The sequence below is a fragment of the Kosakonia sp. CCTCC M2018092 genome, from assembly GCF_003864115.1.
GTDB lineage: Bacteria > Pseudomonadota > Gammaproteobacteria > Enterobacterales > Enterobacteriaceae > Kosakonia > Kosakonia cowanii.
The window spans coordinates 4,101,670-4,116,220 of sequence record NZ_CP034225.1 but is presented as its reverse complement, the minus strand read 5'-3'; the positions used below and the strand labels follow the sequence as shown (position 1 = coordinate 4,116,220).

Sequence of the window (14,551 nt, the reverse complement as noted above, 5' to 3'; positions counted from 1 at the left end):
TCAGGCGATGAAGTGGATATGGTTTTTATCATGACAGGGCGATGGCGTGATTTTCGCCTTCACGCGAAACACCTCCCACAGCAGATCTTCGGTGAGGATCGCCTGCGGCGTACCGCTCGCCACTACCGCGCCGTGCTGCATCACAATCAGGCTGTCGCAAAACATCAGCGCATGGTTGAGGTCGTGAATGGCGACGATGCTGGTCACCGGTAACTCGCTGATAAGCTTCATCAGCTGTAACTGGTGGTGAATATCGAGGTGGTTGGTCGGCTCGTCGAGCAGGATCTCTGACGGCATCTGCGCCAGCGCGCGGGCAATATGGACGCGCTGCCGCTCGCCGCCCGACAGCGTCAGCCACCCCTGCTGGCTTTTCTCCAGCATGTCGACGCGTGCCAGCGCGGCGGAGATGGTCTCATCATCCTCCGTGCTCCAGCTGGAGAAAGGGGAGTGGTGCGGAATACGCCCCAGTTTCACCACGTCGCGCACGCGCATATTCGCATCGGTCATGCCGTGCTGCTCAACGAACGCTACCCGACGGGCGAGCTGCTTTTTGGGCAGCCGGTGAAGGTTCTGCCCGTCGAGCAATACGCGTCCTTTATGCGGGCGGCGCAGCCCCGCCAGCACGCGCAGCAGGGAGGATTTCCCCGAGCCGTTCGGCCCCAGCAGGCCCACCGTTTCGCCACGCGCAACCGTCAGTGAGACATCGTTGACGATCACTTTCTTACCCACCTTCCAGGTGATGTTTTCAGCGGCGATGCTCATTAGCGATTCCTTGAACGGTAAATAATAAACGCGAAGAACGGCACGCCGACCAGCGCGGTGACGACGCCCACCGGCAGGCTCTGCGGGGCGATCAGCATGCGCGAGGCGATATCCGCCAGCACCATCAAAATCGCGCCCGCCAGCGCACAGGCAACCAGCAGCCTGCGGTGCAGCGGCCCAAAGAAGAAGCGCATCATATGCGGCACCACCAGCCCGACAAAACCGATGGAGCCAGCCATGCTGACAATGGTTGCGGTGATCAGCGCCGTGGTAGTAAACAGCGCGAGGCGCACCCACGGCACGGCGATGCCTAACGAGGCCGCCGCATCATCGCCGAAGGTGAAGGCATCCAGCGCCCGCGAGTAGTAGAGGCAGATCGCCAGACCAATCAGCACCACGATCAGCACCAGCTGGAACTCCGGCCAGCGCACGCCGCTAAAGCTGCCCAGCAGCCAGAACATCACGTCGCGCGCCTGCTGGGCGCTGGCGGAGGTACTGATGGTATACGCCGTGACGGCGTTAAAGAGTTGCGAAGCGGCCACCCCGGCTAAGATGGTGCGCTCGTTGCCGCCGCGCGCGCCGTTGGTGAGAAATGCCACGAACGCAAAGGCGGCAAAGGCTCCGGCAAAGGCACCCGCCGAGAGCGATACCGCACCCGCGCCAAGACCCAGCACCACTACCGAGACCGCGCCGGTCGATGCGCCCGCCGAGACGCCGAGCACATACGGCTCAGCAAGGGCGTTTTTCAGCAGGCTTTGCAGCACCGCGCCGCAAATCGCCAGCCCTGCGCCACAGCAGGCGGCGACCAGCGAACGGCTGAGGCGGAAATCCCAAATCACGCTTTCATAGATGCGGTTGAGCGGCTCGGCGGTGAGCCCAAGCTTATTGCCAATCGCATAGAAAACGCTGGGTAACGGGATCGCCAGTTCGCCGACGCTGGCTCCTACCGCAATCACCACCACCAGCAGCACAACGGCAAGCAGCGCGGCACTACTTAACCACAACGTTTGTCGCGTTGGGTGCAACGCTGCCATCAATTAAGCCCCATCTTTCTCAGCTGTTCAGCAACCTGCTCTGCGCCATAAATGGTGCGAATGGTGGGGTTCATCGCCTGGCCATCCATCACCACGATATGGCCTTTTTTCACCGCCTCAAGCTGGCTGACGGCAGGATCGCTCTTCAGGAACTTAATCTTCTCCTGGGCGTTATCCAGCGCCCAGCGGTTGCGGTCGAGGCTGGAGACGACGATCACATCCGGGTTGGCGGCAATGATGCTCTCCCAGCCAACGGTCGGCCACTCGGTTTCGGTAGTGATGGCGTTATGGCCGCCGAGCACGTTGGCGATAAAGCCGGAGGCGCTGTTTTTGCCGCCGACGTAGGCGTCAGCGGAAGGGGATGAGCTGGAGAACCAGAAGACGAAGGAGAGATCTTTTTTGTTTTTACCGAACTCTTTACGCAGATCGGCTTCGCGTTTTTTGAAGTCGGCAACCAGCGCCTGGCCGCGATCTTCAACGTTAAAGATTTTCGCGAAATCTTCGATCTCCTGGTAGAGATAGGTCATGTCCCACAGCTTCTGGCGGCTGCCGTACATATCGCCGGTGCCCTTTTTGGTGGCGCACATACCTGGCGACATATAGCTGTTAACGCCGACGGTGGCGAGATCTTCGCGCTTCGCCACTTTGCTCTCCGGCCCCAGCAGCAGCGGCGATTGCGCAGCTACGAAATCCGGGGTTTGCGCCAGCACAGACTCCAGCGTCGGGATCTCCACCGTCAGGGTTTTAATCTTCGCATTTTGCGCAGCCAGCTGCGGCAGGACTTTGGTCGGCCAGAAGGCGGTGGCGGCGATTTTATCCTCTAAACCAAGCAGCAGCAGGATCTCGGCGGTGTTTTGCCCCAGCGCGACCACATGCTCAGGGGCTTTGGTGAAGGTCTCTTTGTAGCCGCAGTTTTCAAGGGTGAGGGGATATGTGGTGGCATAAGCAGAACTTAATGAGGCAAGCGCCAGCCCCAGCGCGCAGAGAACCTTCTTCATTCAACACTATCCTTCATTAACATTATGGTGATTTATGGAATCATCGAAATAGTTTCGCAATGATAATGAATCCTATTACGAATGCGAGATCTTCTTTGCGTGAAGGGGAGTAAAATTTGTTTGATGAATGAATTTTGATGATTCATTAAAAGTGTAAATGTGTTTATTTAATTTAAATTTCGCTCCCTTTTGGTCGATAACTCTTTTAAGGCAATTCGCATTTTATGCGGTGCCACATCGTTTTGTCGCTCTATCACCCAAGGGATCACTATGTCAGTCAGGCGTTTTTCATTGCTCGTTTTTGGTCTGTTACTCTCTATCTTCCTTATCAGCTCCGCATCTAACCTCTGGTCGCTTACCCGCAGTAACGACTCGCTGGATAACGTAAACAAAGAGATCCGCGTGGTGCTGTCGGTCATCGATCCGATTAACCATAGCCGTACCCTGCGCGTACGCCTGATGGAGGCGATGATTAACGCCTCGCTGGGCGATAGCCAGAAAACGCAGGCCTCCCTTGAGAGCGCCAACGAGGTGATGCAAAAAGCCTCGGCGGCGTTTAACAACTATCTTGCTGCGCCGCGTGTTGCCGGTGAAGATGCACTTGCCACGCCCTATCGCCAGGCCTGGCAGAACTATGTTGATAACGGCTTACGTCCGCTGATGGATGCGGCGAAAAACAACGACACTGCGCGCTTCAACCAGCTGGTCAGCACGACTATCCCTCAGCTGGATCGCCAGTTCGAGATCACCCTTGATAACCTGCTGGCGTTCCGTGAAAAGTATGCCCAGCAGTTGAACACTGAGGCGCAGAGCCGCTTCGTGAACAGCATGGTGACCCTCGGCGTCTTTGCGCTGCTGTTTACGCTGATCATTGTGGGGATCTTTATCCTGCTGCGTCGCCGTGTGCTGTCGCCGCTGGATGCCGCGCGTCTGCACTGCCAGAAAATGGCGGCGGGCGAGCTAAATCTGCCGGTGGTTTCCAACTCGAAAGATGAGATTGGCGGCATGATGAGCGCGCTGGAGCAGATGCGTCTCTCGCTGGTGCAGATCATCTCTCAGGTGCGTAACTCCAGCCAGAGCGTGGCTTACGCCGCAGAAGAGATCGCTGCGGGTAACACCGATCTGTCGGCGCGTACCGAAGAGCAGGCCGCTTCGCTGGGGCAGACCGCTGCCAGCATGGAAGAACTGACCTCTACCGTGAAGCACACCTCTGAAAACACCCAGCAGGCCAACAGCCTGGCGGGGAATATGCGCAGCGCGGCGCAAGAGGGGAATGCGATTGTTGAAGAAGCGGTGGTGTCGATGAAAGAGATCGAAACCAGCTCCGGCAAGATTGGCACTATTATCGGCATTATCGAAGACATTGCTTTCCAGACCAACATCCTGGCGCTCAACGCCGCCGTCGAAGCGGCGCGCGCAGGCGAGCAGGGCCGTGGTTTTGCCGTGGTAGCAACCGAAGTGCGCAACCTCGCGCAGCGCTCCTCCGTGGCGGCGAAAGAGATCAAAGAGCTTATTGAGCTTTCTGGTCGTCAGGTGCTGGTGGGCAGCGATCGCGTCACCAGCGCGGGTGAGAGCATGCAGCGTATTATCAACTCGGTGAAGCAGGTGTCCGAACTGATGTCGGAAATTGCGCTCTCCACCGGTGAGCAGAGCCGCGGGATCGATCAGATCAACCTCGCGGTGGCGCAGATGGATACCGTTACCCAGCAGAACGCCGCGCTGGTTGAAGAAGCCTCTGCCGCAGCCTACTCGCTGAAAGAGCAGTCTCAGCTGCTGGAAGAGGCGGTAGCGGTGTTTAAGCTCAGCTAATCGGGCGCAGTCGTTAAACTGAGGCCGGCCATGTTATGTGGCTGGCCTTTTTTATGTGCTTTGCTTTACGCTCTGCTGCTCAAACTCTGTTTTATCGGGAGTTATTGATGAGAGGGTTTTCTCGCGCGTTAATCGCTACCTTACTCTTGAGCGCCGGGGTAAGCGCTGCGCCTCAACCTGAAGCTGCAAGCCGAACCTATGGGCAGAATTACAAAGATGACGCACTGGCGCTCTGCGTAGCGAAAGCGTACGCCAGTGAACCTGCTGCCAGTAAAGACGCATCAGCCAGCGCTGGCGGTTTTGATAACTGGAGCGAGTATGATGCCGAAAAGGGCGCCGGGAAGATGGGCGAACTGGCCGACCGCTATCTTGCAGGAGAGTATCACTCCCATCAGGGCAGCGATGTAAAACTCAATCTGACGTCCATCCGCTGACTAGCCTTCAAGATATTTATCCACCAGATTCGCGGTATAGGTGCTGAGCATGAGAATATCCCAGCACCGCATGGCAAATGTTTCATCATCAGGAATAGTTTCGCTGACGAGGTCATTGAGTTCATTCTCTGTCACGCTTAGCCCACTTTTGTACTCAGGGTGATCTTTCAGGAACTGCCCAACCGTCGTGTCGCCATCCGCCAGCTTAGCAATATCCTCAAGCGTATTGTCAAAAAGATCGGCGCTACGGCGCACTCTTTTAGCTTTGATTTGTTGTCGTAGCCGCAGGAGTTTTGTCCAAAAATTATGATTACGGCTCTGTTGTTTGACTAATTTCTCGACCTCGATTGTCGATAAATCAGCCGGAACATAAGTTCTGGCTCGATTGAAAATATTTCTTGTGTCGCGCATTTTCTCACTGAAATAGGATGGGTAAGCCGTCACTTTTTTATTTAAAATATGTGCAAGGACTTTTCCTGTTGGTAATTTTCCAAAAGCGCTAAAACAAGACTTGAGTTCGATGTGTTTTATTTTTGACCAGTCTACATTCGATATTTTACGTAGCCCCAGCCCACGAATAACCTCAGCAAGCTCATATGCATCCATGTAATTAACATTGGATGGGATGCCATGGGCATTAATAGTTAATTTATTGCCGCTAACGCTAAAACTAGCATCCTGCCCAAGAAGTGATTTTACGCGAATATTAGTGAGTGAAATTTTACCGACATAGACTTTGCGATTTTTAAATATCTCATCGGAAAGCTGCTCTGCCTTAATGATAGCCTTATCTGCCGGTAGGCTAGCATCAAGATGCTTGGGGTTGACCATGAAATATTCACCATCCCCCAGGCTGTACATTATGTGTCTCGTAGAAGACGCATCGGATGATTTATCAAAAATGACTAACTCGCCCTTCGGTATTGTCATCAGTTTCTGTTTATTAACGGCGGTAGCGTTGGTCAATAAACTGGTAATGGGCTGGTGTGCAACACCGGCACCCGTAGTTGACAATAACGGTGTTAACGCCAGATTTAATGCGTTAGCCTGCTCTTTTGCTAGTTCCCCCGACATACTGAGTAATCGTGTGGTTGTCGCTGATATATCAGTCTTATCTGCGATCGAAAAAGAGGCATTTTCAGCTAACGATTTGAGCGAAGGATACTCAATTCCAGGGCCTTTCGGCCTGCCCGCGATAACCTGCAAATCCGGTAGCCGCGCACTTCCCCTGCGTTTGAATGTCCCGTTCTGAAACTCGCCCAGCTGTTCTGCGGTTAATATCTTTTTGCCATCACCGAGGCTGCTGTTAAGCACGCTATTTTTGACGCCGGCGAAGCGGCCATTACCAAGGCTTACCATGACATGGATCGGGCGCGGTCCTTTGGCCGGTAAATTAGGATCAACCTCCATAAAAATCAATATTTCCCCCTGCTTTACACTAAGCAGATTGTCATGGCTGTTGATTACGGTACTACTTGCAAAGAGATCATCCACGTTGCCAGGGGTGGAGGCGCTGGCTCGCTGGTATTTTGTTGCCTGACGTATGCCTGTCCGTAGGGTTATGGCCGGGCCTTTACTTATTAGCTCGGCATTCTCAAGGAGGTTGACTGCATACTCCCAACTGATGTCGGATGTTTGGCTTATTAACCGGCTACGTCTTGCCGCCTCGCGCACAGGATTGGCCTGCTCAAGGGTGTCAAAGGCCAGTTTTTTATTAGTGTTAACAATGTCAGCCACATCATCGACACTTCTTTTTGGAAAATACCAGATAGGTCGCTTGAGGACCAATGCATTAGGCAATTGGCTATTGGGTCCTCGCACGAGATAAGGACTATAAGATCCGTAATCTATTTTTACCTTTCGTAGTTCGTTCAGGGGGTAGTCAGCATATTTGATGAGCTTTCTTTCGGAAGTAATATTGGCATATTTTTGCGCCCATAACTCTTCGGGCATAATGATTGGACCGCTTAACTCTGGATATTGCCCATAAAACTGTCCGGCAGTAATATCGAAGGCGTAATCCCTACCATTTTTTCTGCCAATCAGAACGAAATGATTAGTGGCAGAAATATCCATACCGTTAACAAAAAAAGCCATGCCTCGGCATCGAATATTTTCAAATTCCTTTTTTTTCATGAAATTAGCCATGGCTGTAATCACAAGTTCACACTTTTCAGAGGGATAGGCTATTGCGCCACTTAATCCACCGGTCTTTTTTATTTCTTCAAGATATGCTTCGGCATTAACATCTGGAGTACTGATAAGATTTTCAGTGACTTTCCCCTCTTTTAATCCTTCCCTCATCGGTTGCTCACCAATGCTAACCTGAGGATATTTTATTTCACCACCTCGTAACCCTCCGTAATTTTTATTTATTACCCAATTACCATCTTCAAATATAACTGGTTCACCATAGCTAAAACGCCCGGGATTTTCGGGGTCAACAGTACGCCATGTATGCGCATAATCATCCCAGCGTATTTGATAGAGGTTGTCGTCAGATTTAATAAAATACTTCCTGTCCAATTTACTATCAGTTGTTGATGTATAAACCTCGACACCACGGACATTCGTCTTTGATAAATCATCAAATGAAACATTTGTGGTTATGTATTTATCAGGAATTCCTCTGCTCCTGGATGCTCCTTGAAAATTATTATTGATTATATTGTTAATGCCAGCGGTGAGTTTCCTTCCTGGAAAGGAAATTTTCGCTAAGTCTTGTAAGTTAAAAGGTGAGACAAGGTCGAATAGTGCGTTAGCGCTTATTTTTGCGAGTCCTGATGCATTGATTAGGCCTTGTTTGCCCATTTGTTTAATTACATACTTTTGTAAACCTCTGCCGACTAAACCAATTTTCCTCCCTTCACCAATGATTTTACCAATCCCTTTTGCATTTTTGAGCAGTGCTGTAGTTTTAGTTCCAGCCTGAGAAGCAACAAAGCATACACCCACAATATCGAGCATAATTGATGTGGCATCAATTTTATGCTCGGGGTCATTTATTACTCCACGTATTTCTGCATAGAAGGGAATAACTATATCAGCTATTTTCTGAAACAATGTAGACTTGTATAACGCTGTTTTGCGATTAGTTGCGGAGCGTTTTAATACATCATGGAAAGCTTTATTCAGGGTTTCTAATAGAGTTTCTTGCGGTTGCTCAACGTTAACTGAAAAATCATAAGTCAATCCATAGTATGAGCTACCTTTAAAAGGGATGTCATAAGTAATATCATCGCTACCTTTGTATAAGGTGTTTTTAATTAAATCTTCAAACTCCTTTTTCTTTCTGGCTTCAATATTCTGATACTTTCCAGTCTTTTTGTTTTTATTATTAGGGTCAAAGTTTTCAAGAAAAAAAGATTCGAGGAAGACGGATTCGATGCCGTGGTAGTGTATTTTTTCTGGAGTAAGAGTGGCGATTGCTTTTAACCAGATATTTGCCATCATTTCTTCGCGCGTAAATACCCGGCTAAAAAGAGAGTCAGGGAAAAGAGAGAAAAAAACCCAGCGACCATCTTCCAGTTCAACGAATAACATTCCTCCATCATGTTTATCATAAACATCAGTTGATTGAAGCACGTTAAAATAGAAACGTCTTTTGACGTTAGATGTGATCTCATCCAGAGAGAGATCGGATGACATGAGGAGGTTTTTAGTGTTTTCACTAGCCTCATAATCACTGTATTTTTCTTTATAGGTAACGAATTGCTGATAATACTCGCTGTCAGAGTTGAAGTATTCGCTACTTAACATGTGAGCCAATGGGGTATACCCTTCTGGCATGTTTTTGTTTTTCTTAAGGGGGTTTAATGAATAAGCGTCGGAATAATAGATGTTAATAACATCATCTATATCCATTGACTTAAGCGCTTTATAATTGCCGTTGTTTTTTAATAACCAGTAGATTAATGGGGGTAGTAGCTGATTCGATTCCGGGTTTTCATCATCTGGGAAGTTCTCTCGATAAATTCTCTCTGCCTCTTTATTGCTCCATTCAATATCCTGATAATTGTTTTTCAGTGACGGAAATCGAATAGATGACTGCTCTATTTGTTCTATTAATTGCTGGCTCAAAGTATGGCGTTCAATAAGTTGCGCTATCATGGTTTGCGCAATACTTAGCTTTTTTAATTTATCAAGTTCGAGTTGCGTATAGGATTCTGTAGCGGAATTTCGTATGGCAATTTTCTGTAAAGTGAAATCAATCAATAACTCTTCGGCTATGGTAACATCATCATTCATTCCGTCGTTTTTTTTCTTAGTGGCCAAATTTTTCTTCACGTAATCGATGCTGTTATTTATCAGGCGATAGTTTTTATTATATTCGTCTATGACTTTCTGGTATTCGGCTTTACGATCGAGGGTTTGTTTCCTCAACACATTGAGTTGTTTGATTTTGGTTTGATGCGTATTTATTGTTAACTTAAGGGAATCGATATTCTCCTGGGCTATTGGTGTATCAACTGATAGCGGCCTCTCTAAAAGAAAATCAAGCCAGTAAGATATATCCTTCATGCGTGCAGAGATAGCGTTGTATTGTTCCTTGATCTGCCGATCAATAGCCGCAGTGCTGAGTTGAGCTATATTTTTACTGGCTTCATCTGCCGCAACTTTAGCTTGTCGTGCGGCATATAAATAAGAACTCTCTTCCGCCTCGCGGGAGAATTCTTCACGATATAAATCGAGAAGGCTTTGATTCCAGTTACGATCTTGTTTTTCGCTACCCTTATCAGGATTATAATAAGCAATGGATTTTTGCAGTTCTGATACCTTATTGCTTAATGAAATTATATTGACGAGAGCGACGCTGGTTGGTTTTTCATAAAGTCTGTAAAATCCCTGCTCAAGTACTTCCTGTAAATCATTTAGTAAGTTATCCAGGGATGTGAAATGTCCTCTCCACAATATTGACTCTACTTCCTCTTGCGTTTCATTATCTAGCGTAGCATCCTGGATGTTTTTTAGAAGACCATCGATATCGAACGAATCTGCTATCAACTCTTCATCAAAATACTGCCATTGATTGTTCTCCCGAAGCAGAATAAAAAATTTACGAATGCCGTTGACGGTAATTGTCACCCCACCTACATTGGGTTTTACCCAACTGAAGGGCCAGTAGTGATTTTGCAGATAGATATAATGTTCACCCCTTCTGTCTTGATAGACTACCCCCTCCAGGCCTGGCCCTGAACCAACAGGACGCACAGACGAATCAAGATCCCATTTTTTTATCTCGCCAATCAAATCTGCCGTTAAGGTAGTAGGCGTTTTATTTTTCGCTGTATGATACTCATCATCCTTTGTTTGCAATGGGACCCATGTTCCAGAAGCAGCATTATAATTTATGTTGAGGTATTCATGCGTTCCCGCTTCATGTATTTTCCAGGTTTCCAGCTTTTCAGATCCACGAAGGAGAACAGATGTGATATGCCAGTAATAACCGTTTATCTGTATGTAATGTTGTCCGGTAGAGTTATCTAATAATAATCCGTTATCTAATTTTTGTAATCTTTCAGGTGTGATTTTTGCTGCATTTTTAGTACTAAAAAAAGCGCTAATATACTCTTCAATACTAAAGTTACCTACAGTTTTTAGAGGCAAAGGACTTGTGTTGAATGTTGGCGTTGGCCTCCACTGTTGATTGGTTTTCTTAATGTTGATTATTTTTTTCTGCTGCGGGTTGTTGTTATTTAGTACGACGGCCGCTGTTGAATTTCCAGTTATAACTACTGGCCAGTAAAACCCATTAAAATAAATGTAGGTTTTATGACTTTCATTATCCGTATAAATTTGCGCCTCTTTACCATCGGCCATATTGTCATAATAAAAGGCACCGTCGGCTGACCAGTTTTTTACTTGCTCATAAAGTTCAGGGGATGCTGTACTGCCAGATAATTCTACCGCCGAGATGCCCTTTTGACCGTCCTTTTTACCTGAAACAGTAGTGACTTCGCCTGCTTCAGTTGCTGATTTCCCTGGCTTAATGGGAAGGGTGGGGTAATTTTTTTTATTTTCGGTTACTATCCAGAGATTGTTATCGAGGCTAACTTCAATTTTTAATTCACTATCTTTTGCATAAGGATTGATTATAATGACGGCTTTCTGGCTCTTCTTGAAATGAATAGGCCAGTATTTCTTATTTATATAAATATAAGCGCTGCCGCCTGAGCTATAAACTGCCCCTTCTTGCCCATTTTTGAAACTGGAATCTACGAATCCTCCTCCGCTGGAGAGTGTCTCAACAATATCTTTTAAATTGCCGGAGATCTGAGAGGAGAGAATTTTATTATCAGCCTTAGCAGACGTGGGATTCAGCGCTATGCCTGTTCGGGATGCGCCATTGAACGGTGCAAATCTTTTTACCCGGTTGCTGCGGGATAATAACGGCACTTTTTCCTTATTTTTTGTGATCTGATCGGTGGTGGCAGCCGCAGGCGTTTCACCTTCTGCAGCGGTTTTTTCTACCGCCTTCTCTTCCCTGGCATCTGTATCTTCGGTGACGGCTTCGTCAGCGGTTTCTGCGCTTAATTCAGTTTCGGTGCTGTCTGCTAATTCATCTGACTCTGAAACATCCTCTTCTTCCTGAACATCCATCAGGCTGAACTGTTGCATCAGGCGGTGAATTCTCTCGCGCCGCGCATGAGCCGCCTGCTCCAGGGCTTTCTGCATCGCGCGCTCTGCGCTGGCCCGTACCACGGCACTAACGCCAGCATAACCGCCATACGCGAGGCCGTACCACAGTGCTTCCTGTGGCAGGTCGACAACCACTTTTTTTGCCAGCGCTTTGGTGTAGGTTTTTTGGTCCTTAATCATCTGGCTACCGACAAGCGTGGCGGCCACGCCATAGCCCCCGGCCGGAGATAAGGAGAGCGTCAGCCGGAAGGCCAGCTTCGACATCTCCTGATGAAAAAGCTGGTTTCTGGCACGCTTATCTGGCGGCCCTTCACCGAGCCGCACCCGGTTCATCGCCCGGAAGTTTCTGTTTAGCGTCCAGCCGGTTTTCGCGCCGCGCAGGGCGATGCGCACGGGCAGGGAAACCGGCCCGGTCAGCAGTTTCAAGCCGCCTGAAATCGCTGCCGACAGCGCGCCGGTAAGGATTTTTTTCTCTGCCCAGTGCTGTACATCTTCGGAGATACTGCGTGTTCCCGCCAGGATCTCCTCCGCCGTCGGCGGGTAGACCGTCGTCCCTTCAGCGGCATGTTTTAACGCAATGGAGATCTGTTTTAGCAGGCTCTCTGCCTGCGGATCGCTCTTATCTGTAAAGTGATGTCGCTGCTCACTGAGCAACTCGCTGAGGTGTTTCTCAAATAGCGCCTTTGCCCTGCCGCGTTCATCACCGGCGAGACCGGCCAGGTACTCCTCTTTCAGCTTGTGTGCCCATTCGGCGATGCCGCGGGCCAGCATGCCGCTGCGGGAAAAGTTATCCGGTGCCTGGCCAGTAAGGTGAATGGCCTGCGTTTTTATCTGTGTTTTGAGGGCTTTCAGCGTCATCAGCCAGAGAGCGGTCTTCTCCTGCAGCGCTTTTCCGCCTTCATGCCCGTGCCCGCTCAGGCGTACGGCGGAAGCATTCAGTTGGCGACCCATATCTGCCAGCTGTTCTGCGACATATATCACCGTCTCATCCATGCCAGCGATCGCCTCTCCGCTTCCCGGCTCCGGATTAGCCCGCAGCGTATCACTTAGCAAAAAATAAAATTCGTTAAACCCGGATGATTCTGCGAGACGGGTAAGGGGGGATAGCAGGGCCTCTATCTGACCGGCGGTGTGATTCGCCGCATGCTTCCAGCGAGCGCTTTCCTCATTCAGCCGCTGCGAGACAAGCTCATCCAGTAAAGGTGATTCATGGGGATCGGTGATTTCCCGGCTGATATTTTGCTGTTGCTGTACCGCCTCCTGGCGTACCCAGGCATAACCCGGTAAAAGTTTGATGCCTCGCTCTGCCTGCTGAATTTCATCAAGCAAAAGCAGGGCGGTGTTGTGAATGGCCTGGCGGGTGCCCTCGCTGAGGGCATGTGTCCGCTGCAGGGTATGTTTCGCTTTCCAGGCCGCCCGGCTGACCTGGCTGACGGAGGATTTCGCCAGCCAGGTGGAGGCCGCCCTGACAGCCCGCCCCTTTTTACGACCTTTATCCCAGACAACGCTTTTTATCCTGCCCGTTAAGCCAGGTTCTCCCCTTTGCTCAGGCTGTGTGTCAGCAGGCGCTGGCTCCGTACGCTGTTTCTCCTGTAAAAGACGCGCGGCAACCGCGCCCAGCGCATCAGCCAGCGGCACCATGCTGCCGGCGAGCCTGGCTCGTGCCGATCCGCCACGACGGGCAGTTTCCTGTGCGGCGGCAATCAGCGGATTTCTGGATATAGCGCTGGCGTCTGGCCTGGCATCTACAGCCTGAAGGTAACGGGCATAGTGCTGGTAACCCTGGCTCCAGTGCATAAGCTGTTCGGGGTTCATCTGCCCGGTGCCGGACTCATTCAGCAGCATGTCCAGCGCGGAGCGGCGGGCTTCCCGGGCACCGTCCAGCAATGTCTGCGCCCGGGTTTGTAGATGTTGTGCCAGTCGCTGGCGGGTGATACGGCTTTCAGCGACAAGGGAGGCTTTTAACAGAGTAAATTTTTTATACTCCGCATTGAGCGCGTTGCTCCGGGCATACAGCAGGCTATCAAGCTTCTGGCGGATGGACTGTTGTTCATTCGCCGGGCGTTCCTTCAGGGAGAGCTTTTGGGCGGCGAGATTAATAAGCGCATCACGCTGTGCACGCGCCGTCTGTTCAGCTTCCTCTTCCCAGTTCAGTGTGCTGACTTTGTGGATGGCGCTGAGATCGTCCAGCGCGGCACCCAGGTGCTGAATGACGTCATTCACCAGCGGATGTATCTGCAGCAGGTCAGGGGAGAGCGCCCCGTCTGAATCGGATAGGGCATTAAGGGTGTCAATAAACCGGCGGGCGGGTTTAAGCAGCGATTCGGGAATAGTCAGCCGTTCATTTTGTAGAGTATGCCTGAGCTTTTGCAGCGTGTTTTTATCCAGATTTACAAGGTTATAACCCTTCTTATGGAATTCGATAAGCTGAGGCAATTTTTTATTAAAAGCCTCTTCAATAAAATCTCTTACCTGTTGCTTTTTATTTCCATTCGGCTGGCTGCTGTTTTTTGCCACACGGCTGGATGACTGATAAGGAGTTTCCTCTGCGTTGTCGATAAAAAGCTCATAAACATCATTAACAAGCTGCGAATAATCATTTTTTAACAATGAACCGTGGTACGCCTCCGGTACCTCCATCTCAAAAAGATCGGCCATTTCGCTTGTCGTGTCGGGCAAGTTTTTGGGAAGGATATCGTAATCGGACATAGTAAGCTCCTGATAATAATCAACTTGCGCCTGACGGGTATAGGCAGTTGCCGCTGACAAAAAGTTGTGAAAAGAATGGAGTGCGAAAGTGAATTTTAAGATTTAGCAAAGGAGTGGTGTGCTTCAAGGTAAATGGTTTCTTTTCGGATGTTTCATGCTGCTATTA

The 14,551-nt window shown here is 49.6% G+C and carries 6 protein-coding genes; 2 read left to right on the top strand and 4 right to left on the bottom strand.

Translation table 11 applies throughout. The features are described 5' to 3' along the window. Genes EH164_RS19440 through EH164_RS19430 form a run of 3 tightly spaced genes read right to left on the bottom strand, consistent with a single transcriptional unit; the run spans position 1 to position 2,794 of the window. Positions 1-762 carry an ABC transporter ATP-binding protein gene (locus EH164_RS19440; RefSeq protein ID WP_124970147.1) on the bottom strand — a complete coding sequence of 254 codons (762 nt, stop codon included), beginning with the start codon at positions 760-762 and terminating at the stop codon, positions 1-3. Beyond that, positions 762-1,796, bottom strand: coding sequence for an iron ABC transporter permease (locus EH164_RS19435; protein ID WP_094420563.1), 1,035 nt, complete (start codon positions 1,794-1,796; stop codon positions 762-764). Before EH164_RS19435 ends, EH164_RS19440 begins: the two co-directional genes overlap by 1 nt. Continuing rightward, on the bottom strand, positions 1,796-2,794 hold the full coding sequence (locus EH164_RS19430; protein ID WP_124970144.1) for an ABC transporter substrate-binding protein: 999 nt from the start codon (positions 2,792-2,794) through the stop codon (positions 1,796-1,798). The genes EH164_RS19435 and EH164_RS19430 overlap by 1 nt, the downstream gene beginning before the upstream one ends. Before the next feature lie 270 nt (positions 2,795-3,064). Here EH164_RS19430 and EH164_RS19425 point away from each other — a divergent pair, with 270 nt between their 5' ends. Then, positions 3,065-4,603 (top strand): methyl-accepting chemotaxis protein, encoded by a 1,539-nt coding sequence (locus EH164_RS19425; protein ID WP_124970141.1) that lies wholly within the window; start codon positions 3,065-3,067, stop codon positions 4,601-4,603. 107 nt (positions 4,604-4,710) lie between these two features. Next, positions 4,711-5,037 carry a T6SS amidase immunity protein Tai4 family protein gene (locus tag EH164_RS19420; protein ID WP_124970138.1) on the top strand — a complete coding sequence of 109 codons (327 nt, stop codon included), beginning with the start codon at positions 4,711-4,713 and terminating at the stop codon, positions 5,035-5,037. On the opposite strand, the gene EH164_RS19415 is transcribed toward EH164_RS19420, so the two are convergent. Further along, the gene (locus EH164_RS19415) at positions 5,038-14,385 is read right to left on the bottom strand and encodes a hypothetical protein (RefSeq protein ID WP_124970135.1); all 9,348 of its coding nucleotides are present in this window, start codon (positions 14,383-14,385) and stop codon (positions 5,038-5,040) included. Positions 14,386-14,551: the final 166 nt, after the last annotated feature.

Bases quoted from the DNA above. Each gene is read 5' to 3' on its own strand.
- EH164_RS19440 (WP_124970147.1), bottom strand. From the start codon at position 762: ATGAGCATCGCCGCTGAAAACATCACCTGGAAGGTGGGTAAGAAAGTG.
- EH164_RS19435 (WP_094420563.1), bottom strand. From the start codon at position 1,796: ATGGCAGCGTTGCACCCAACGCGACAAACGTTGTGGTTAAGTAGTGCC.
- EH164_RS19430 (WP_124970144.1), bottom strand. From the start codon at position 2,794: ATGAAGAAGGTTCTCTGCGCGCTGGGGCTGGCGCTTGCCTCATTAAGT.
- EH164_RS19425 (WP_124970141.1), top strand. From the start codon at position 3,065: ATGTCAGTCAGGCGTTTTTCATTGCTCGTTTTTGGTCTGTTACTCTCT.
- EH164_RS19420 (WP_124970138.1), top strand. From the start codon at position 4,711: ATGAGAGGGTTTTCTCGCGCGTTAATCGCTACCTTACTCTTGAGCGCC.
- EH164_RS19415 (WP_124970135.1), bottom strand. From the start codon at position 14,385: ATGTCCGATTACGATATCCTTCCCAAAAACTTGCCCGACACGACAAGC.